Source organism: Chryseobacterium fluminis, assembly GCF_026314945.1.
Classification (GTDB): Bacteria; Bacteroidota; Bacteroidia; order Flavobacteriales; family Weeksellaceae; genus Chryseobacterium; species Chryseobacterium fluminis.
Window position 1 is genome coordinate 570,077 of sequence record NZ_CP111121.1, and the last position, 20,696, is coordinate 590,772.

Here is a 20,696-nt window from a genome sequence, read left to right on the forward strand (position 1 = left end):
ATCATATTATTTCAATCTTTCCATGAGCTGCTTACGAAATGTTTTTCCGATAGGAAGAGAATTTTCCCGCAATAAATATACCTGATTACCCTTTACTTTCCGGACCTGATCCCATGCGACAATATATGATTTGTGAATCCGGATAAATTTTGTGGCATCCAGCTTTTTCTCCAACTCATGGGTCGTAATAGAAGCAAGGACAAAACTTCCTTTTATAAATACTTTGACGTAATTCCCCCAACTCTGTATATATTCAATTTCGGAAGGATCTATCCTGAGGTAATCTCCATCAACTTTCAGAGTGATTAATTCTGATGGCGCATCAGCTTTATCATCACTATGAATCTTCTTTATTTCAAATAAGGCCAGAGCTTTATCGATAGCAACCAGAAATCTTGGTAAAGAAACAGGCTTAATTAAATAATCTACTACCTGATAATCATAGCTTTGCAGTGCAAATTCGCTGTAGGCAGTTGTCAGTATGACCAATGGCGGTTTTGTCATAGCAGCCAACATTTCAATACCGCTGAATCCGGGCATATTGATGTCCAGAAATATCAGGTCAACAGAATTGGTATAGATATATTCTAATGCTTCTTTAGCACCGAAAAAATTACCACATAATTTTACAACTTCCAATCCCTTCAGATGATGTCCGATCACAAGATGAGCACCCTCTTCGTCATCAATAATAATACAATTTAAAGGTCTACCGGCAATCATAATGCATTTAATTGGAGGGTTAATTTTGTCTGATACTCACCGTCTGACAGGTAGCTTCCCAGAGTATATTTATCTGAGTATAATAACGATAGCCTTTTACGAATAATGGAAAGGCCCATCCCAAAAGACTGCTTACCGGTATCATTTTCTGATACAGAATTGATTATCTGCATACTGAATTCATTTCCGGTAAGCATAAATTGAAGCTGAATAAACCAGGTTCCTGCAGATCCATAGCTATGTTTAAAGGCATTTTCAACGAGTGTGATTAATAATAGCGGCGCAATCTGATAATTGGAAAGAAGTTTCGTGTCCGGAGGTAATGACAATGTAATCTGGCAACGTTTTCCTACTCGTACCCGTTCCATTTCGATATAGCTTTCGATATATTCTACTTCATCTTTCAAGTTTACAAACCGTTTATCACCGTTTTCGAGCGGATATCTCATAAGATGGGAAAGTTTCAGAATCAGATCAGGAATTTTATCCGGATCTGTTAAGCTCACCCCATAGAGATTATTAAACATATTAAAGAAGAAATGCGGGTTCAGCTGAGCATGCAGTAATTTAACCTTTATTTCTCTAAGCAACAGCTGATCTTTGTTTCTTTTTTCCATTTCCCCGTAGTATTGCCGGATAAATAAAAGGCACATGAGTATGATGGTACTGATGCAGCAGGTGGCGACATGATAAATTATAAATTTCATTGATTTCCTTTTACCGAGATGAAATTCATGATTTAACCAAAAATGACAGAGGATATAGAATATGGATATGACAATACTTAAATATACCACTGTCATGATAATAACCTTCAGATATTTTTTGTTTCTGAATAGTGGAAAAACGATGATTCTGAAAAGCTGAGCCTGCAGATAAATGATAAAAAAGAATACAACAGCCGGGAAAAAAAAGCCGGCGCTGTTTAATGCGATCCATTGATATAAACCTGCGAGTAGAAATACTGTAATGACAAAGATAATTTCATAGGTATATTTTTCAATTTGCCATTTTGTTTTTTCATTCATTGTGTAATTTTTCAGATCCAAAATACAATATTTTAATTTTAAATACCAAAAAGAAATGACAAATGCACTTCATCATCAAAATAGATGCGTTGATCATAATTTCTGAGCTCGTATTAAAGAAAATAATAAGTTTGTCTATCGATATTTAATAATTAAAATATACAAGTATGAAAAATGAAATGAAGAGAAAATGGTACTTCTGGAGAATACTGCCTATTGCAGTACTGTTGTTTATTCTATCCTGTAAAAATGCAGATGAACAGGGCTTTACCATTAATGGAACAATCACAGAGATGAAAGAAACTCCGAAAAAGGCATATTTAATGAATGATATGGGCTATCCGGCAGACAGTGTGGATATTATTAACGGTAAATTTATTATCAAAGGACACATGAAGCATCCTGAGATTGCTATGGTCACAGCCGGAAATAGCAGAGCGGAGTTTATTTTGGAAAACGGCACATTTCAGGCAACATTAGGTGATAAAGCTTTTATGGTAAAAGGTGGAAAGCTGAACGAAATAGTATATGGATTCACTTACATGGAAAATTTCCGGGATAATTTTAAAAAATCTAGAGAATTAAGTGATCTGTATGACAGATTTGAAGCAAAAAAAATGAAAAAGTCACAAGACTCTGTTTTGGCACAGTATGAAAGAATCCTAACGAAACTGATGGCTATCCAGGGTCAATATCAGAAAAATATATTAACCCGTCATTATCCTGTACTGGCGAAAGTATTTACACTAAACAATTATTATGATGCTGCGCCTGAATACTCTATTGAGAATCGTATAGCCTTATTAGATACATATGAAAAAGAGATTGGAAAAGATATAAGCATTACAAAACTTAGAAACATGTATCTTGAGGAACAGAAACAGCAGGAACAGGCGCAGACAGTAGCTACAGGCAATCCTTTTAAAGATATTGAAGCTACAACAGCAGATGGAAAAAAAATTAAGCTTTCAGAAATTATCAGTAAAAATAAATATACCCTGCTGGATTTTTGGGCTTCCTGGTGCTCCCCCTGTCGTGCAGAATTTCCGTACCAACAGAAAGCCTACGAAAAATATCATAAAAAGGGCTTTGAAATTTATGCGGTGTCTTTAGATGATAAGATGAACAGTTGGCTTAAAGCTATGAAAGAAGAGAACACACCTTGGTATAACACCGTTGATATACAGGCTTTTAAAGGAAATTGCGCTACTGCTTATGGCGTAGATGGTATTCCTGCCGGGTTTCTGATTGCCCAGGATGGAACCATTGTGTCATCAGGAGATGAAATCCGGGGAGACGGTTTGGAAAAAAAATTAAAAAACCTGTTAAAATAATAATAAAAATATTGCCTGTATTCTTAATACCTTTACAATACAGGCAATGTCTTATTTCGGGGCAGTATCTTTAACAACCTCTCCAACAATTACTTTTTCCTGAATTTTAATGAAATTGGGATCCATTATTGCCATTCTTTCCGCAATGGCCTGATAGGTAGGAAACTTTAAAAGGGACGCTCTTCCGGATAATTCTTTATAGATGGTAAATGTTTTACCGCCCGCGGTCTTCAGTTGCTTGGTGGTGGTACTATATTTTCCGATATATTTGCTGTTGGCATCATATATTTCAATATCAACAAATGTTTTTTCAGAAATAGTATTGTCAGATCCGAAGCTTACCGGCAGATTGGTAAAATATCCTACAGGTTTACCATTACTTAAAATCTCACCTACATTATTTACCGTAATATTCATTTTATCAATCTTACTACGGGTGGTATATGCTTCTTTTGTTTTTGCATCAAGTTTCCGTTTGGGAACATTTTTGAAAAGTTCGTCCAGTGACCTGATATTAATCCCTTTATTATCAATAATTTTAAGTGCTTTAATGCAGGTATAAACAGCCGACTTTTCTTCTCCTGAAAATGCAGAAGGAGAAATATAATCGAGCTCTAAGACCTTATCGCGGTTGTATACCCTGTTGAGTTTAATATAACTGTCGCGGACTGAATCTACAATACTTTTATCAACAAATTCTATAGTATATATCGGGGTTTCCTTTAAATCCATAAAAGTATATACATTTGATTTGCTGGAGATCTTTGCCACATGCACCCCGTCGAGGCTTACGATACCTCTTTTGGTTTTGATCAACTGGGAATTACAGAAAACGCTTATAAATGTAAACAACATGATGATACTGTTCCTCATACAATCAGATTTTTACAGGCATAAAAAAAGTGTAACAAAGTTACACTTTCTTGAAAATATATTTAGCTTATCATTTAATTATTCACAAAGGATGATTCCTTTATTATGATTAAATTCTACAACACCGCTTTTGATAGAATAAGAAAAAACTGAATCTTTCTCATTTTCTTTAGTTAAGTTTTTAGCATAAGCTTCATCAACAGATTTAGCAAAAAGCTTCACTTTACCACCGGTTAAAGAAGAAACGACTCCTGCGTGATTTTTCATGATGTGGAATTCACCATTCTTTCCAGGCAACAATACAGATTCTACTTCCCCTTCAAAAACTACGTACTCTGGTGTTAAAATTTTTATATTCATTTTTTTATGAATTAGATTATAGATTTTAAATTTTAAATGATTTTTCAATCTAAAATCTAAAATTTAACATTTAAAATTTTCTTAAGCGTTATCAGCTAACATTTTTTGTCCGGCCGCGATAGCTTCCTCGATGGTTCCTTTAAGGTTGAAAGCTGCTTCCGGTAAGTGGTCTAATTCACCGTCCATGATCATGTTGAATCCTTTGATGGTATCTTTGATATCTACCAATGATCCTGGAATCCCTGTAAACTGTTCTGCTACGTGGAACGGCTGAGATAGGAATCTCTGAACTTTTCTGGCACGGTAAACTACTGATTTATCTTCTTCAGAAAGTTCCTCCATACCAAGAATGGCGATGATATCCTGAAGTGCTTTGTATCTCTGAAGAATTTCTTTTACTCTCTGAGCACAGTTATAATGTTCTTCACCGATGATTTCCGGAGCAAGGATTCTTGAAGTAGAAGCCAATGGATCTACTGCCGGATAAATACCCAGCGAAGCAATTTTTCTGTCTAGTACTGTTGTCGCATCCAAGTGAGCAAACGTTGTTGCAGGAGCCGGGTCAGTTAAGTCATCCGCAGGTACGTAAACCGCCTGTACAGAAGTAATTGAACCGTTTTTAGTGGAAGTAATTCTTTCCTGCATCGCACCCATTTCAGATGCCAATGTCGGCTGGTAACCTACCGCAGATGGCATACGGCCCAAAAGTGCAGATACCTCAGAACCTGCCTGTGTAAAACGGAAGATGTTATCTACGAAGAAAAGTACGTCTCTACCCTGTCCGCTTTCACCTCCGTCTCTGTAGTACTCTGCTAATGTAAGACCCGAAAGTGCTACTCTCGCTCTTGCACCAGGTGGCTCGTTCATCTGTCCGAAAACGAATGCTGCTTTTGAATCTTTCATCGCTTCCAAATCTACTTTAGAAAGATCCCAGCCTCCGTTTTCCATAGAATGCATGAAATCATCACCATACTTGATAATACCTGATTCCAGCATTTCTCTTAAAAGGTCATTTCCTTCTCTCGTTCTTTCACCTACTCCGGCAAAAACCGAAAGACCTCCGTGTCCTTTTGCAATATTGTTAATCAACTCCTGGATCAATACTGTTTTACCTACTCCGGCACCACCGAACAAACCAATTTTACCTCCTTTTGCGTAAGGCTCCACTAAGTCGATTACTTTAATACCTGTAAATAAAACTTCCGCAGAAGTTGAAAGTTGATCAAATTTCGGAGCCGGTCTGTGAATAGGCAGACCACCTTCCTTAGAAATATTTTGAAGTCCGTCGATAGCATCCCCAACTACGTTGAAAAGTCTTCCGTTTACAGCCTCACCGATCGGCATGGTAATAGGATTTCCGTATCCGATTACCTCCTGCCCTCTTTTAAGACCATCAGTAGCGTCCATTGCGATACATCTTACTGTATCTTCGCCAATATGCTGTTCTACCTCTAAAACTACTTTTTCACCGTTTTCTTTTGTAATTTCCAATGCATCATAGATCGCTGGAACTGCTTCCAGATCACTGAAGACAACGTCGATTACCGGACCAATAATTTGAGAAATTTTACCTTTAATTTGGTTTGCCATTGCTAAATTTTTTCTTGGTGCAAATATAATGATTCTTCATTAACCCGCAATTGCTAAAAAAAAGATTTTTATCATACTTTTCTATTAATGTCCCGGTCTGTCATTTTGGAGTATAACAAATAATGTCTGGTTAAAATATTGACATGGTGTAATATTGACAGATTGCTACATTATACCTATATTTGCAGTCAAAATTTTTTCATTTTGAAAGTTTTCAGGAATTTTAAAGATTATACTTCACAAAAGCCTTTAGCACTGTCTTTAGGAATGTTTGACGGAGTGCATCTCGGTCATAAAAGTATTATTGATGAATTAATAAAAGTAGGTTCTGAAAACAGCCTGGAGACTGGCGTACTTACTTTCTGGCCTCACCCGAGATTTGTTTTTAACCCAAATGAAAATCTTAAACTTCTTAATACGATCGATGAGAAAAAATTTCTGATGGAAAAATATAATATCGGAAATTTATTTTTAAAAGAATTTGATGAAGAATTCAGGAACTTAACGGGAGAAGAGTTTGTGCGTCAGATTTTAGTGGGTCAGCTTCACGTAAAATATTTAATCATTGGCTACGACCATTCTTTCGGAAAAAATAAAAGCGGAAACTTTGAACTGCTTCAGAAATTATCCAAAGAACTGGACTTTGAGGTTGAACAGATGGAGGCTATTAATATCCATGAAAACAATATCAGCTCTACCAAAATCCGTAACGCCATTTTAGCAGGTCATATTCAGGAAGCCAACGAGATGCTGGGATACCCGTACTCTGTTTCCGGAACTGTTGTTCACGGAAAGAAAATCGGGCGCACCATCGGATATCCAACGGCCAATATTGAGACAGAGTCTATTAAGCTTTTGCCTAAAAAAGGAGCTTACATTGTGGAAGTCACTGTCAGAGGTCAGCAGTACAGAGGCATGCTGAGCATCGGAACAAACCCCACCGTAAACGGAGAAAAATTAACCGTAGAAGTGTATATCCTGGATTTTGAAGGTGACATTTATGATGAAGAAATCACCGTAAAATTCAGAGCGTTTCTTCACGACGAAATTAAATTTGAAGGTATTGAAAAACTGGTTGAAAGGCTGGACGAGGATAAAAGATTAACTGGAGAATTTGACTTTTAAAAAAATAAATAATTACTTTTAATTATGATGTAAAACCTTCAATTACATTATTAAGTACTTAAAATCTCTTCTTTTGCTTTTTTCGTTAATGAATTAAATACCAATTCATACGACTGATCGATCATTTTAAAAACTAAATCTCTTTTTAAACCATCTGTCATCACTGCGTTCCAGTGTATTTTGTTCATGTGATAGGCACCTGTAATCTGGGGGTATTGCTCACGAAGTTCTGCGCTCCATTCCGGATCGGTTTTCACATTAATACTTAAAGGCTGTTTTTCCAAAGCCATCAATAAAAACATTTTTGTTCCGACTTTCATTACAAGAGTTTCATTGTCAAAAGGGAAACTTTCTGTAACTCCTTTTTTAGCAAGACAATAATCTAAAATTTCGTTGGCATCCATACTTTAAACAGGTGATGAGTAATTGATAATCAATAATATTTTTTACTTTAATTCAAATTTAGTAAATTTAAGAAACAAACATCACATAAATGACATTATTATGAAAGCTCTCGTAATCGGTGCTACAGGCGCTACAGGAAAAGATCTGGTCAATCAGCTACTCGACGATAAAGATTTTGAGGAAATTAATGTTTTTATAAGAAAACCTATTGATATTCAAAATGATAAACTTAAAGTTCACATCGTAGATTTTGAAAAACCTGAGGAATGGAGGTCTCTGGTAAAAGGTGATGTTGCATTTTCCTGTCTCGGAACCACCCTGAAAACCGCAGGAAGTAAGGGAGCCCAGAGAAAGGTTGATTTTGATTATCAGTATCAGTTTGCAAAGGCTGCCAGAGAAAATGAGGTAGAAGATTATATTTTAGTGTCTTCCTATGGAGCTAATCCAAGATCAAAAATTTTTTATTCAAAAATGAAGGGAGAACTGGAAGAAGCCGTAAAGCAGCTGCATTTCAATAAAATCACCATTTTTAAACCCGGAATGCTGGAAAGGAAAGATTCTGACCGGACCGGGGAAGTTTTGGGAAGCAGAATTATAAAATTCGCGAATAAAATAGGCTTACTAGAAAGTCAGAAACCATTACCGACACACATTTTAGCCACAGCAATGGTTAATTCTTCAAAGATAAAAAGCAATGGCTATTCAAGCATAAAGCTGGGAAATATTTTCTCTTTTGCGGAGAAAACTAATGATTAATAAATGTAACAATATAACAGTTTACTAATTGACCACTCAAAGTATGATACATTGATACATTCTTACATTGTTATATTGTTATATTGTTATATTGTTATATTGTTACATTAATATATTGTTGTTATTTTCTACTTAAAATACTTCGTAATCGCGTTGTCCGTGGGTTTCGTGGTACTCACAAAAGTATCGATCAGTTTACCGTTTTCATCAACCAGGAATTTTGTAAAATTCCAGAGAATAGTTGTATTTTTTACGCCATTCAGTTCTTTTTCGGTTAAGTATTTAAAGATCGGAGCGGTGTCATCACCCTTTACAGAAACTTTGGCAGCCAGGGGAAAAGTGACTCCATAATTTTTCTGACAAAAAGCGCCGATCTCTGTGTTTGTCCCCGGCTCCTGACTTCCAAAATTGTTAGCAGGGAATCCGACTACAACCACTTTATCCTTATACTCTTCAGATACCTTCTCAAGATCAGCATATTGGGGCGTAAATCCACATTCTGATGCCGTATTGACAATAAGAATTTTCTTTCCTTTAAAATCGGCAAAGTTGATTTCCTTTCCGTCAAGGCTTTCGACTTTAAAATCGTATATTGTCTTTCCCATAAGTTCGGTGGTTTTTGCTTTAGAATTTTCACTTTTCTGATTCATGCAGCTTTGTAAAAAAGCGACAAATGAAAGCATTACTAAAAAAATCTTTTTCATATTAGATTATTTATTTTGCAGCGGTTCTGCCATTTAAAATTTAAAGGTATTGGCCGGAAATACTTTGTTAATATCTATTCTATTGATTAACATAACATAATCACCATCTTTTTTAGCACTGGACGATTCTATTCTGAAAGGCATCGCCAAATTCCCTACTTTTTTATAATCTGAATAGATGAGCGTCTCGTCTTTTTTAATTTCTTTTAAAAGCATAAAACTTTTTGTGTCGAAATAATAGATATTTTTATTTACATTTTTTGTAAGTTCAACTTTGTGGCAGTAGATATCTCCTATTTTTTCTTTCCCCAGATATTTCGCTTCGAAACCTTTATTCTCCCAGTCTATAAAATCATTATCAAAACTTTCAGCTGTATAATCCGGATATTCCTGAACTTTATTAGTGGCATAGTTCATCGCATATCCTTTAGATCCGTCATATCCTTCAATGGCAGTGTCTTTTCCGTTAATGGTAATCACTGTTTTGGTAAGATTCGGACGCTGCTGAAATATTTTGATAGGATACTCGTCTTTTATACCTAAAATTACTTTTCCCTGTAATAAGACTGAATTTAACAACTTCCAATTCGTTAATCCTCCGGAAAGTTCAATATTTTTATCTATAATTTCCTTTGCGGTCTGAGCGAAAGATAACTGTGAAAATAAAAGGATAAATACTAAGACTAATTTCTTCATTAATTCAATTTATAATTCAAATATAAGGCTTTTTTAATTTGAAAATTTGAAATTGAAGCAATTTGAAAATACAATGCTAACATCACATTTTCAAATGATCTAATTGAAAATTTTCAAATTAACTTTCTGGCTTTCTCCAGATCTTCAGGAGTATCGATACCAACTCCGATGAAATTAGTTTCTATCAGCTTGATTTTCATGCCATATTCAAGATAACGGATGCATTCTATTTTTTCAGAAATTTCCAAGGGCTTCATTTCCAGTTTTGAAAATTGTAATAAGGCATGCTTTCTGAAAGCGTACACGCCGATATGCTTGAAATAATCGATCTGATAAGAAATTTCTCTGTGAAAAGGAATTACAGAACGGCTGAAATATAGGGCGAAACCATTATTATCCGTGATAACTTTTACATTATTAGGGTTTTCAATTTCTTCCTTTTCCGTAAGTCTGATTTTTAATGATGCTAATGAAATCTCCTGATTTTCATCCGCCTTAAAAACGTCAATTAATTGTTGCAGAGGTTCTAATTTTAAAAAAGGTTCGTCACCCTGAACGTTAATCACAATATCACAGTCAATATTTTGCACCGCCTCTGCGATCCGGTCACTGCCTGTTTCATGTGGTCCGGTCATTACTGCTTTTCCGCCGTTGTTTACGATTTCATTAAAAATAATTTCTGAATCTGTAGCTACAAAAACTTCATCAAACAAACCTGTTTCCACAACGTTCTGATAAGTTGTTATAATAACGGTTTTCTCGCCTAACATTTGCATAAGCTTAGCCGGAAAGCGACTGGCTTCATAACGTGCTGGAATAACTGCTATAATCTTCATTTTAAAATATATTAATGATGATTTTTTTAATTTAAATAATTAATCAAAAAGATCATTCCGTAAATCCATGAGACATACAGGAATGAATAAAGAAAACCAAAACCAAAGCTTTTAAAGAAATTTCCTTTACAATGTTTTGAATTTTTAAATACAAAGCGCAAAGCTCGGAAAAAAATCCAATATAGCATAGCTGTAAATACTAAAATTACAACCCAAAAGAAAACACCCAATATGAATGTTAAAAACATAATAAGTACAGAAAAAATAAACCAAAGAATAATTGAGAATATAATTCCTCCAAATCCGTCTCCATGAATAGGGGGCTCAAAATTAAATCCGTCAATTGTTAGACCTTTATCTGAAACTTTCTTTATTCTTTCATAATTTAATATAACCCCAATATTATCTTTTAATTTTATGCCATAGAACAATCCTAAACTAATGAAAAGGAAAAAAGTAATGGCTAAAATTGAAGTTGAAACAATAGAATTTTGGAATAGTGATCTGTGAGAATCCATTCCTGAAAACCAAACACTTAAGATAACCAAAATGATAATTCCCACTGTTAAATAGCTCAACGATTTTGTTTCGATGAAAGATTTTTTTTGAAATTTCATTTTTTCGTGAATAGAAAATGTTTTATTAAAATGCTTCGACTCCGCTCAGCATGACAATCCTAATACGATCTGTTGATTTTAACAGTTGCTTAGTAAGATCATGCTTAAACAAATCCGAAGCATCTAAGTTATGTAAGAAAAGTTACTTTAGAGCAATCAAAGCCTTCTCCAATTTCGGCATCATGGCTGAAATTTCCTCTGTGGCCACACCTCCGACAGAAGCTCTGAACCAGGGCTCGGATTTTTCTTCTCCAAAAGCTGAGAAAGGAACTAACGCCACTCCCGCTTCATTAATTAAATAAAATACCAAATCAGAAGAATTTTCAATAACGGATCCGTCAGGTTTGGTTTTTCCGATATAATCTAATTTGATGGTCAGGTACAGTGCGCCCATCGGTTCGATACTATTCACCGCAAGCCCTTTACCCTTTAAATCCTGGATTCCATTATGAAGTACTTTTAAGCTTGCTTCCAGTTTATTTTTGAAATCTTCTACGAAAGTGTTTACATCGTCAGGATTTTCATAGTATTTGGCTGTGGCTTCCTGCTCCGGTTTTGGTGCCCAGGCCCCAACGTGTGTTAAAAGCGCCTTCATTTTATCTAAAATATGAGCCGGACCGAATCCCCAACCTACTCTGACTCCTGTTGCAGCAAGGCATTTGGAGATACCATCAATATAAATGGTGTAATCTCTCATTTCAGGGAAAAGAGACACCGGATCTACATGTTTTGCTCCAAAAGTAAGGTTCGAATAAATTTGGTCGTACATTAAATACAATGGCTTTTCGTCCTCTCCTCTTTTTTTATTTTCTTCTAAAATCAATTCGCAGATCTCGGAAAGCTGCTCTTCTGTAAACATGGTTCCGGTTGGATTCAGTGGTGAACAAAGCGCTACCAGAACTGCTCCTGATAAATGAGGTCTCAAATCGTCTGCAGTGGGAAGGAAATTGTTTTCGGGAGTTGTTTTCACTTCTACTGCATCCGCCGAAGTGAGGTATGCATAGTGATTATTATTCCATGACGGTGTAGGGTAAACGACTTTATCCCCTTCGTCGACAATGGTTTTATAAACAGCATAAATCAATGGTCTTGACCCAGCAGTAATCAAAATATCATTAGGAGCGTAGTCTAAATTCCATCTTGTCATCAGGTCTTTAGAAACTTCTTTTCTTAAAGATAAAAGCCCGTTAGCAGGCGGATAATTCGTCAGATTGTTCTGATAAGCCTTCTGAATTTCTTCCTTTAACTTTGCAGGAATCGGATAGATATTAGAATTCAAATCACCAATGGTAAGATTCGCAATTTCCGCTCCTTTTGCCTTTAAATCATTTACTTCGTTACCAATTTTTACAATTTCTGAACCGATCAGGTTCGCCGCTAATTTTGAAACTTTCACTTTATTTTTATTTTATTAGAATTATGTTAAGTATGGTTATAAGGTATTAATGATGAGTGATGAGTTTAATTCTTTCATATTTATGACTTTTGACTGTTTGAAAGTTTCCACTGATGAATTTATAAACCGTCAAACTTTTCTGTAAGAATGACAATTTTATTGCAAGTAGAAACTATTTTTCCATTAACAAAGTCACTTATAATTCATAACTCAAAACTTATAACTCATGATATTATGTCAATTGAAGATCTTTTTTTACCTCCTGAATTTTCTCATCCAGAGATTTTAATTTATCTCTGAAGTCTGATTCAGACGAAATTGAATCTTTCACAGAAATATAAAACTTAATTTTCGGCTCTGTTCCTGAAGGTCTTACGCAAACTTTTGTACCGTCCTGAGTATAGTAGATCAAAACGTTTGATTTTGGAATATCATTCATAACCTGTTTTTCACCTTTTGAAACGATGAAATTGGTTTGCTCTTTAAAGTCTTTTACTTCTTCCACCAGTGATCCGGCCAATTCTTTCGGAGGATTTTCACGGAAGTTTTTCATCATCTCCTGAATTTCTTCAGCACCATCCCGGCCCTTTCTTACCAGATTAACCAATCCTTCATAATACATTCCGGTTTCCTGATAAATTTCGATAAGATATTGATACATCGTTCTGCCATTGGCTTTACACCAGGCCGCAATTTCACAAGCCAGGACAATACTTCCGCAGGAATCTTTATCTCTTACAAAATCTCCGGTCATAAATCCGAAACTTTCTTCACCGCCACAAACAAATTTTTCTCTGCCCTCAAAATCACGGATCATTTTTCCGATCCATTTGAATCCGGTAAGACCAGATTTACACTGCACGCCGAATTTCTGAGCAATATCAAAGAAAATATCTGAGGTTACAATGGTAGAGCCAATGAACTCTTTGCCCGTAATTTTATCAAGCTTTCTCCATTCATTCAGAATATAGTACGTAAGTATCGTATTGGTTTGATTTCCATTAAGCAACTGCATTTCACCCTCAAGATTTCTCACTGCAATTCCTAACCGGTCGCCATCAGGATCTGTTCCGATAACAATGTCAGCATTGGTAATTTTTGCAAGATCCATCGCCATCTCCAACGCCGCCGGCTCTTCAGGATTCGGAGAATTTACCGTTGGAAAATTTCCGCTCGGGATCATCTGCTCTGTAACCAGGTCAATTTTCTTAAAACCTGCTTTTTTAAGTGCCTTAGGAACGGTTGTATAGGTTGTACCGTGAATTGATGTGAAAACAATATTCAGGTTTTCTTTACCGACATTCTGATAGGTCGAGTTTTCGATACAGGCATCGATATACACTTCGTCCTGCTCCTCTCCGATCCATTCAATTAAAGCATCATTTCCGTTAAATTTAATTTCGTCAAATTTTACAGAATAAACTTCATTTATAATCGCTTCATCATGAGGAGGAACAATTTGTGCTCCGTCATTCCAGTATACTTTATAGCCATTGTATTCCGGCGGATTGTGAGACGCAGTCAGTACAATTCCTCCGTTACATTTTTTGTCGCGTACTGTGAAAGATAATTCCGGAGTCGGTCTGTGATCCTTGAAAAGCAATACTTTAATTCCGTTTGCCGTTAAAACGTCCGCCACTAATTTCCCAAATTCTCTTGAGTTATTTCGAACATCGTAAGCAATGGCTACGCTGATTTCTTCCCCTTTAAACTGCTTTAACATGTAATTCGCAAGTCCCTGTGTAGCCTGACCTAACGTATATTTATTTAAACGATTGGTTCCGACTCCCATAATTCCTCTCATCCCTCCAGTTCCGAATTCAAGCTCTCTGTAAAAAGAGTCTTCAAAATCAGGCGAATTGCTGTCAATTAATAATTGAACCGCATCTCTCGTTTCTTTATCGAATGTGTCACTTAACCACAGTTTTGCTTTTTCTAATGTTGACATATTTGTATTTTGGTATTCTTTGGCTGGAAGTTGGGAGATGGAGGATGGAAGTTTTCCAGCTTCATGCTCCAAGCTTCTTGCCCGTTATTTAAATTTAAGTTTCTTTATTTTTTAGTTAGAAACTGGGAGACGGAGGATGGAAGTTTCCACCTTTACCTTCCAATATTCTTTCCTGTTATTTTTTAAATTTTACTCGGTTGGATACTAGAGGCTGGGAGTTGGAGTCTTCCAATCATCCTGCTTCAGGCTTCCAGCCTTATTATTCTTTTATTTGATTTCTAAATGCTATAATCTGATGCATAAGACTATAACTCTCACTATATAATTTACTAAAATCTTCTTCTGAAAAATATTTTCTGTTTTTTGCTTTGTATAAACAGGTTACCACTTCAGCCAAAGAACGAATTGAATATCCTAGAAATTTTCTAAACTCTAATTTTGATTGCAAAATACTTCCTTCAGAAATATTTAATGCGATAGAATCCGATGCTCTTCTAACTTGTGAAGTTAGATTAAACACTTCATCTTTCGGAAAGTTTCTAGATAATTTAAAAATTCTTTCTCCAAAATCCATAGATTTTTGCCAAATAATCAGTTTCTCAAATTTGAAACTCATAAATTAATACTTTTATCATCATTTGTTATGGGTCTATTTTAACTTCTATCCTCCATCTTCCCGCATCCAGCCTTTGCTTAATCTAATTTTTTATTTTCTACTCTCGTTTCCCTGTCGATTTTAAAAGCACGAATAGGATCATTGTAATATATAAATTTTGCCGTATTCTGAACATGGCCTTTTAATGAGTCCTTTACATTCACTTCTGCATAGTTTCCATTTTTGGAATCAATTTTCAGGTTATCTATTTTCCAGTAGGGAGCAATCAGGCTTGCCGTGTCTGAAATTTTGATTATAGCATCTTTCGTTTGTCCCAAAAAATTGGCCCTGCTTCGGTTCATCATTTCGACTTCTGCTCTTCTGGTGTTTACCGAACCCATAAAGGTTGCATAGTTTTTTAAATTCAGTTTGAAATTATCGGTTTTAATTTCACTGGAAATATTCATTTCTACCGAATCAGAAATCGAGATTTTTTCAAGATTATATTTTGAATAGATGGTTACATTATAAAAATCCACTCCCTTTGTCCCCCTTTTTTCTTTGATTGACAATGTTTTATCATTTACATCCACATCAAGATTATCTGCAACATTCGGATATGTTTCTATTTCTACAAAGTTTTTTGTTCCCCTTGCATAAAACACCCGGAACTTTCCATCCAGGTCAAGGTTTACAAATTCTGAAACATCTACATCTTTTCTCTCAATAGTGCCTTCCGGAGAAATTTTCCCACAGGCAACCATCGCTAAAAGCAAGATTGCGTATACTATAGTTCTCATTACTTTAAAATATTCTGTATAAAATAATAATTATAGCGAAACTTTCTATTCCCATTAAAGCATAAAGAATTAATACTCTCCACAGTAATCCTATTTTTGAGTATGAATTTTTAAAAGCATTCCAATACGTAACTGCGGGGAAGAGAATAAAAAGACCGAATATAACTTTACCAAAAATATCGAAAATCTTTGAAACAGGCTTCCATAAACCTATTAAACTTACGATATCGTCCAACAAAAATAAGATTAATATTCCTAAAAGACTCACTGTTCCGATGATAAAATGCTCTGCAATGTTGAATTTTACCTTTTTAAACAACAGATAGGCATTAACGGCCAACATTGGAATGATCACAAAAAGGATTGTTTTCGAATATTTTGAAAAGAAGTCTTTAATGTCAGAATTATTCGCCAGAGTTTCTGAAGGAGCAAATTTCTCATAAAAATGCAGTCCCAACACATTAAAACCAAAAAGAATCAGTAACAGCGATATAAAATTGCTGTATCTGATTCTTTTTCCTGAAATATAATCTTTCGCCGTTTTTCCGGGTCTCAGTAAAATATCTTTTAAAGTATTGAAAAATCTGGCTTCAACATGCCAGATCGATCCCAAAATATCATTTTTGATGAGTGAATGAACCGTTATTCTTGCTGTGTCGGCTTTCTGTCCGCAATGAGCACAAAACTCACCGGAGATTGAATGGCCGCAGTTCAGACAACTTTTTTTATTCATTCTTCATTCTTTAAGGTGAAATTTTCTTAAACATAGGATATCCTATAAAAATCATAAGAATCATTAGAGATACCGCTATTACAATTTTACTTAAGGTAAATTTGAGATCTCTTATGATATGTTTCTCAAAACAATAATTGAAAATAAAAAGTAAAACTGGTATTAAAAATATGAAAAATTTCCTTTCAGCTACTCCGGTAACGGATTCTATTATTTTAAAATAATGTCCATACAGAACTAAAAAGGTAATAATAATTACCATATTTACCAATATCAGAATCAGTTTTTTAAGCATTTTTAAATCACTTCATCGATATTATAATTCTTATGTTCCCTGTTTGTTCTGATGATCATTTCTCCCAAAAATCCCGCAATAAAAAGCAGGGTTCCCATAATCATCATGGTTAAGGCAATAAAAAACCACGGATTATTGGTAATTAAATGTCCGTAAATTCCACGGGCCACATCAATTAATTTTGAAATTCCCAACCAAAGTGCAGACAGAAAGCCTACGATAAACATCAGCGTACCTACGGCTCCGAAAAAATGCATCGGTCTTCCTCCGAACCTGCTTACAAACCAAAGTGTTATCAGGTCCAGAAAACCCCTGATAAATCTTTCGGTTCCGAATTTTGAAGTTCCGTATGGTCTTGCCTGGTGCTGAACTTCTTTTTCCGTAATTCTTCTGAAACCGGCATTGGCTGCCAGAACAGGAATATACCGGTGCATATCTCCATATACATCGATGGTTTTAACGACCTGTTTTTTATAGGCTTTCAAACCACAATTAAAATCATGAAGCTCGACTCCCGAAACTTTTCTTGCTGCCGCATTGAATAATTTTGACGGGACATTTTTCGTCATTACGTTATCAAAACGTTTTTTCTTCCATCCGGAAACGATATCGTAATTATCCTGAACAACCATATTGTAAAGTTCAGGAATTTCTTCCGGAAAATCCTGTAAATCAGCATCCATCGTGATGATTACTTCTCCATTTGTTCTTTCAAAAGCGGCATGAAGCGCCTGGGATTTTCCATAATTTTTGGAAAATTTAATACCGTGGATCTGAGGATGCTGAACTTTTAAATTCTCAATGATACTCCACGATAAATCTGTACTTCCGTCATCTACAAACCATATTTCAAAAGATAACCCGTTTGATTTACAAACATGATCTATCCTTGAAAAAAGCTCTTCCAGAGAAGCTTCTTCGTTCAGTAACGGAATAACTATAGATAAATTCATTTAATTTTGATAAAAAATTATTCTTGATCTGTTGTTTCCTGGTAAATCGTCCTGGTTCTGAAAAACGCTCCAAAAAACACCGACAAAACTACGTAAAATATAAGAATTGCTGCAAAATATCCTGAAAAATGACTTACCGTAAGCATATCTTTTCCTTTTACAGCGTCAGGAGAAAAGCTCGGCAGCCTTTCTTTGTACTTCTGGTCCAGTTCATCAATGTCCTTCTGATGTTTCAACACCTTTCTTGCAGACTGATATTCCTTGTCCATTTCTGCTTTTTGTCTGGTTACATACTGATAATTCAGCAGCTTTTTTGCGTCGGTATCCGCGAAATTCAGGAATGCATAAATACTGAAAACAGACAGGATTCCCCCGATGAACATCGGAACGAATGACCTCTTAAAAGCATCTTTAAAAGATACTACTTTATTTTTATTCCAGTATGATTTCACCGACCAGAATGCTGCTCCAGCATAAATTAACGGCAGAACGAAAGCATTGGCTTTCAGTGAAATATCAAAATACTCAACTCCTGAAAAGAAGTAATACACCACGAAAAAAACAATCATCGTAGTTCCAAACAGTAAAATTCCTAATGTGGAAGGGCTTTTCGTCATATCTAAATTTTTTGAAAATTTTTGAAAAATTATTGTCCTGAATTTCAGCAATGTACCTCTATCAGTTGTTTTTTTCAATTAATTTTCTGTAATAATGTTTTGAAGTTTATAAAATATTCCTACCTTTGCAACGGCAAGTCCTAAACAACCAGCTCCTGAGAATCCTCCAGGGTGGGAACGCAGCAAAGGTAATTGGTCGTAGCGGTGTGATTTAGGTAGCTTGCCATTTTTTTTTGGTTTAAATTGAAGAGAGGTAATTTGAAGATTATCTTTTTTTATGTCTAAACTTTCCAACATTTCTATTTTAATTTTCAAATTACCTTTCTCAGTTTTATTTAAAATTCGAATTCCTCTCCTAATTTCGGTAAAACAAGTTCTACATTTTTATCTGCAAAATGCTTCAGCGCACTTTCGTGATTAATTTCAATAGCAGGGAATGTATCAAAATGGCATCCGATCACTTTTGGTGTTTTCAATAATTCTGCTGCTGCAAAAGCTGCTTTTTGAGGACACATGGTGTAATGACTGCCAACAGGAAGAATAGAAAGGTCTAAATTACCATATAATCTTGGAAACAGCTCCATATCTGCCATTACTCCGGTATCGCCAGCCAGATATATGTTTTTACCTTCAGGAAGAGTAAAAACATATCCTACAGGAACGCCTCCGTAGCTCCCGTCAGGGAACGAACTGGTATGATGCGCCGGAACCATATAGATTTTAAGATCGTCGATTTTTGCGGATCCTCCTAAGTTTACATCATCTGTATTTTTAGCATCTTTAAAATGAGCACAGATTTCCGGTACCGCGATAATTGTTGCTTCGGGATGAAACTGTAATACTTCCTCCACATCTGCAATATGATCGCCGTGCGCATGGGTCAATAATATATAATCGATTTTTTGTGCTGCTATATCAAAACCTGATTCAGCTTTTTTGTAGTTGTAGAAAGGGTCACATAAAATTGTTTTGTCATTGTAAGTGAACAAAAAACAGTTTTGTCCCAGATATTGTATTTTCATTTTAATTTATTTTTTTTGTTTTATGAATTTATCATATGATCTACTTTTACTGCTCCGAAATTAAAATAGTAAATCAGATATAAACCGACGATCATGATTAAAATTGGATTATTAATATTGTATTTAGGTCCTTTCTGATGGTCAGTACAGAAACTACGAAATTGATCAGGAACAGTATTCCCAAAATAACCGGTATCAAGTTCTGATAACAATAATTCGTTAAACAATTGCATCGCTAATAATGATACATAGCTGATGAATATAACAACGGATGACCATAAAAAATCTAAATCAGATTAGTTATCATTAACTGAAAAAGTTAAGTCCGAAAGCAGTAAGCACTGCCATTACGAAAGTAATGATACCTACCTGCTTCAAAAAAGGATCCAGTTGTCTCGGTTCTTTAACTTCCATAATTTTTCTTCTCAGCTTGGCAATCGGAATCAATAAAATCATTACGATGAACACGTAATAGTTTTGAGACTGGAAAAATCCGTTAATTCCAAAGAAAATCAAGATTAAAATCAAAGGAAGCTGCAGTAAAACCATTTCGTAAATCATTGCATTTCTGAAACCAATTCTTAATGCAAAACTGTTTTTACCTGACAATCTGTCGCTTTCGATGTCTCTCATATTATTCAGATTCAAAACAGCCATGCTCATCATTCCGATGGCTGTTCCCGGCAACAGCATATCCCAGCTGAATGTTTTTGTAAAGAGAAAATAACTTCCGCAGACCGATACCAATCCGAAAAAGATAAACACAAAAAGATCTCCCAATCCCATGTATCCGTAAGGTTTTTTACCAACCGTATATCCTATCGCCGCTAAAATACAGGCTACCCCCAATCCGATGAAGATATAAAATTCATTCATATGATCAGGAATGAAAGCCATATAAAGAAGAGCAACAGTCGCTGTAAAAGATAAAATTGAGAAAAGAATAACGGCATTTTTCATTTGTCCTGCCGTAATTTTTCCTGATGCTACAGCCCTGGATTCTGCTTCCGTCGCTCTTTTGGCATCTGTCCCTTTTATGCCGTCTCCGTAATCATTGGCATAATTTGATAAGATCTGATATAACAAAGTCACCAGAAGTGCCAATGCAAAAATCTTCCAGTCCCAAATTCCACCTTCACCATAAAGCCTCCATTTTGCAATGAAAGCTCCCATTATAATTCCGCTTAAAGAAAGCGGCAACGTTCGTAGCCTTGCGGCCTTTATCCAATCAGTCATAAGTTTGTATGATGTAAATTGTATGATGTACAATGTAAAGTCTAATGTATTGAA

22 protein-coding genes and 1 other RNA gene are annotated in these 20,696 nt (G+C 35.4%); 4 read left to right on the forward strand and 19 right to left on the reverse strand.

The genetic code is table 11. The annotated features are described in order from the left end of the window. Positions 1-6: 6 nt before the first annotated feature. Together ODZ84_RS02630 and ODZ84_RS02635 are read right to left on the reverse strand one after the other, a co-directional pair. Positions 7-723: a LytR/AlgR family response regulator transcription factor gene (locus ODZ84_RS02630; RefSeq protein ID WP_266175460.1), complete on the reverse strand. Its 717-nt coding sequence runs from the start codon at positions 721-723 to the stop codon at positions 7-9. Beyond that, positions 720-1,751 carry a sensor histidine kinase gene (locus ODZ84_RS02635; protein WP_266175461.1) on the reverse strand — a complete coding sequence of 344 codons (1,032 nt, stop codon included), beginning with the start codon at positions 1,749-1,751 and terminating at the stop codon, positions 720-722. Before ODZ84_RS02635 ends, ODZ84_RS02630 begins: the two co-directional genes overlap by 4 nt. 167 nt (positions 1,752-1,918) lie before the next feature. On the opposite strand from ODZ84_RS02635, the gene ODZ84_RS02640 reads away from it, so the two are divergent. Further along, positions 1,919-3,085, forward strand: coding sequence for a TlpA disulfide reductase family protein (locus ODZ84_RS02640; RefSeq protein ID WP_266175462.1), 1,167 nt, complete (start codon positions 1,919-1,921; stop codon positions 3,083-3,085). Positions 3,086-3,136: 51 nt separating this feature from the next. Here the strand turns inward: ODZ84_RS02640 and ODZ84_RS02645 are convergent, their stop codons facing one another. The 3 genes from ODZ84_RS02645 to atpD form a co-directional block, all read right to left on the reverse strand. Further along, the gene (locus tag ODZ84_RS02645; RefSeq protein WP_266175463.1) at positions 3,137-3,958 is read right to left on the reverse strand and encodes a hypothetical protein; all 822 of its coding nucleotides are present in this window, start codon (positions 3,956-3,958) and stop codon (positions 3,137-3,139) included. A gap of 78 nt (positions 3,959-4,036) precedes the next feature. After that, positions 4,037-4,318 (reverse strand): FoF1 ATP synthase subunit delta/epsilon, encoded by a 282-nt coding sequence (locus ODZ84_RS02650; RefSeq protein ID WP_266175464.1) that lies wholly within the window; start codon positions 4,316-4,318, stop codon positions 4,037-4,039. Between the two features lie 81 nt (positions 4,319-4,399). After that, positions 4,400-5,908 carry a F0F1 ATP synthase subunit beta gene (atpD, locus tag ODZ84_RS02655; RefSeq protein ID WP_266175465.1) on the reverse strand — a complete coding sequence of 503 codons (1,509 nt, stop codon included), beginning with the start codon at positions 5,906-5,908 and terminating at the stop codon, positions 4,400-4,402. 204 nt (positions 5,909-6,112) lie between these two features. On the opposite strand from atpD, the gene ODZ84_RS02660 reads away from it, so the two are divergent. After that, on the forward strand, positions 6,113-7,033 hold the full coding sequence (locus ODZ84_RS02660; RefSeq protein ID WP_266175466.1) for a bifunctional riboflavin kinase/FAD synthetase: 921 nt from the start codon (positions 6,113-6,115) through the stop codon (positions 7,031-7,033). 50 nt (positions 7,034-7,083) lie between these two features. Here ODZ84_RS02660 and ODZ84_RS02665 read toward each other — a convergent pair whose 3' ends face one another. Then, positions 7,084-7,437 (reverse strand): MmcQ/YjbR family DNA-binding protein, encoded by a 354-nt coding sequence (locus ODZ84_RS02665; protein ID WP_266175467.1) that lies wholly within the window; start codon positions 7,435-7,437, stop codon positions 7,084-7,086. Between the two features lie 100 nt (positions 7,438-7,537). Here ODZ84_RS02665 and ODZ84_RS02670 point away from each other — a divergent pair, with 100 nt between their 5' ends. After that, positions 7,538-8,194, forward strand: coding sequence for an NAD(P)H-binding protein (locus ODZ84_RS02670; protein ID WP_266175468.1), 657 nt, complete (start codon positions 7,538-7,540; stop codon positions 8,192-8,194). 128 nt (positions 8,195-8,322) lie between these two features. On the opposite strand, the gene ODZ84_RS02675 is transcribed toward ODZ84_RS02670, so the two are convergent. The 11 genes from ODZ84_RS02675 to ODZ84_RS02725 form a co-directional block, all read right to left on the reverse strand. Next, complete coding sequence (locus tag ODZ84_RS02675) at positions 8,323-8,898, reverse strand: glutathione peroxidase (protein WP_266175469.1); 576 nt, start codon at positions 8,896-8,898, stop codon at positions 8,323-8,325. 33 nt (positions 8,899-8,931) lie between these two features. Next, the gene (locus tag ODZ84_RS02680) at positions 8,932-9,594 is read right to left on the reverse strand and encodes a histidine kinase (protein ID WP_266175470.1); all 663 of its coding nucleotides are present in this window, start codon (positions 9,592-9,594) and stop codon (positions 8,932-8,934) included. 113 nt (positions 9,595-9,707) lie between these two features. Beyond that, on the reverse strand, positions 9,708-10,430 hold the full coding sequence (kdsB, locus tag ODZ84_RS02685) for a 3-deoxy-manno-octulosonate cytidylyltransferase (RefSeq protein WP_266175471.1): 723 nt from the start codon (positions 10,428-10,430) through the stop codon (positions 9,708-9,710). A 26-nt stretch (positions 10,431-10,456) separates the two neighbouring features. Further along, positions 10,457-11,047 (reverse strand): hypothetical protein, encoded by a 591-nt coding sequence (locus ODZ84_RS02690; protein WP_266175472.1) that lies wholly within the window; start codon positions 11,045-11,047, stop codon positions 10,457-10,459. A 142-nt stretch (positions 11,048-11,189) separates the two neighbouring features. Beyond that, positions 11,190-12,443 carry a pyridoxal phosphate-dependent aminotransferase gene (locus ODZ84_RS02695; RefSeq protein ID WP_266175473.1) on the reverse strand — a complete coding sequence of 418 codons (1,254 nt, stop codon included), beginning with the start codon at positions 12,441-12,443 and terminating at the stop codon, positions 11,190-11,192. Positions 12,444-12,675: 232 nt separating this feature from the next. Further along, the gene (locus ODZ84_RS02700; RefSeq protein WP_266175474.1) at positions 12,676-14,391 is read right to left on the reverse strand and encodes a phospho-sugar mutase; all 1,716 of its coding nucleotides are present in this window, start codon (positions 14,389-14,391) and stop codon (positions 12,676-12,678) included. Positions 14,392-14,650: 259 nt separating this feature from the next. Further along, positions 14,651-15,007, reverse strand: a complete 357-nt coding sequence (locus ODZ84_RS02705) for a four helix bundle protein (protein ID WP_266175475.1) — start codon at positions 15,005-15,007, stop codon at positions 14,651-14,653. 77 nt (positions 15,008-15,084) lie between these two features. Further along, the gene (locus ODZ84_RS02710) at positions 15,085-15,786 is read right to left on the reverse strand and encodes a GIN domain-containing protein (RefSeq protein ID WP_266175476.1); all 702 of its coding nucleotides are present in this window, start codon (positions 15,784-15,786) and stop codon (positions 15,085-15,087) included. Between the two features lie 4 nt (positions 15,787-15,790). Next, on the reverse strand, positions 15,791-16,519 hold the full coding sequence (locus ODZ84_RS02715; protein WP_266175477.1) for a DUF3667 domain-containing protein: 729 nt from the start codon (positions 16,517-16,519) through the stop codon (positions 15,791-15,793). 297 nt (positions 16,520-16,816) lie between these two features. Beyond that, positions 16,817-17,767, reverse strand: a complete 951-nt coding sequence (locus ODZ84_RS02720; protein ID WP_266175478.1) for a glycosyltransferase family 2 protein — start codon at positions 17,765-17,767, stop codon at positions 16,817-16,819. Positions 17,768-17,784: 17 nt separating this feature from the next. Then, a complete protein-coding gene (locus ODZ84_RS02725) occupies positions 17,785-18,384 on the reverse strand; it encodes a DUF4199 domain-containing protein (RefSeq protein ID WP_266175479.1) in 600 nt (199 codons plus the stop codon). 131 nt (positions 18,385-18,515) lie between these two features. Here ODZ84_RS02725 and ffs point away from each other — a divergent pair. Further along, positions 18,516-18,613: signal recognition particle sRNA small type (gene ffs / locus ODZ84_RS02730), an RNA gene on the forward strand. Between the two features lie 106 nt (positions 18,614-18,719). Here ffs and ODZ84_RS02735 read toward each other — a convergent pair. Together ODZ84_RS02735 and menA are read right to left on the reverse strand one after the other, a co-directional pair. Beyond that, positions 18,720-19,406: a metal-dependent hydrolase gene (locus ODZ84_RS02735; protein ID WP_266175480.1), complete on the reverse strand. Its 687-nt coding sequence runs from the start codon at positions 19,404-19,406 to the stop codon at positions 18,720-18,722. Between the two features lie 306 nt (positions 19,407-19,712). After that, a complete protein-coding gene (menA, locus tag ODZ84_RS02740) occupies positions 19,713-20,642 on the reverse strand; it encodes a 1,4-dihydroxy-2-naphthoate octaprenyltransferase (protein ID WP_266175481.1) in 930 nt (309 codons plus the stop codon). Positions 20,643-20,696 lie beyond the last annotated feature (54 nt).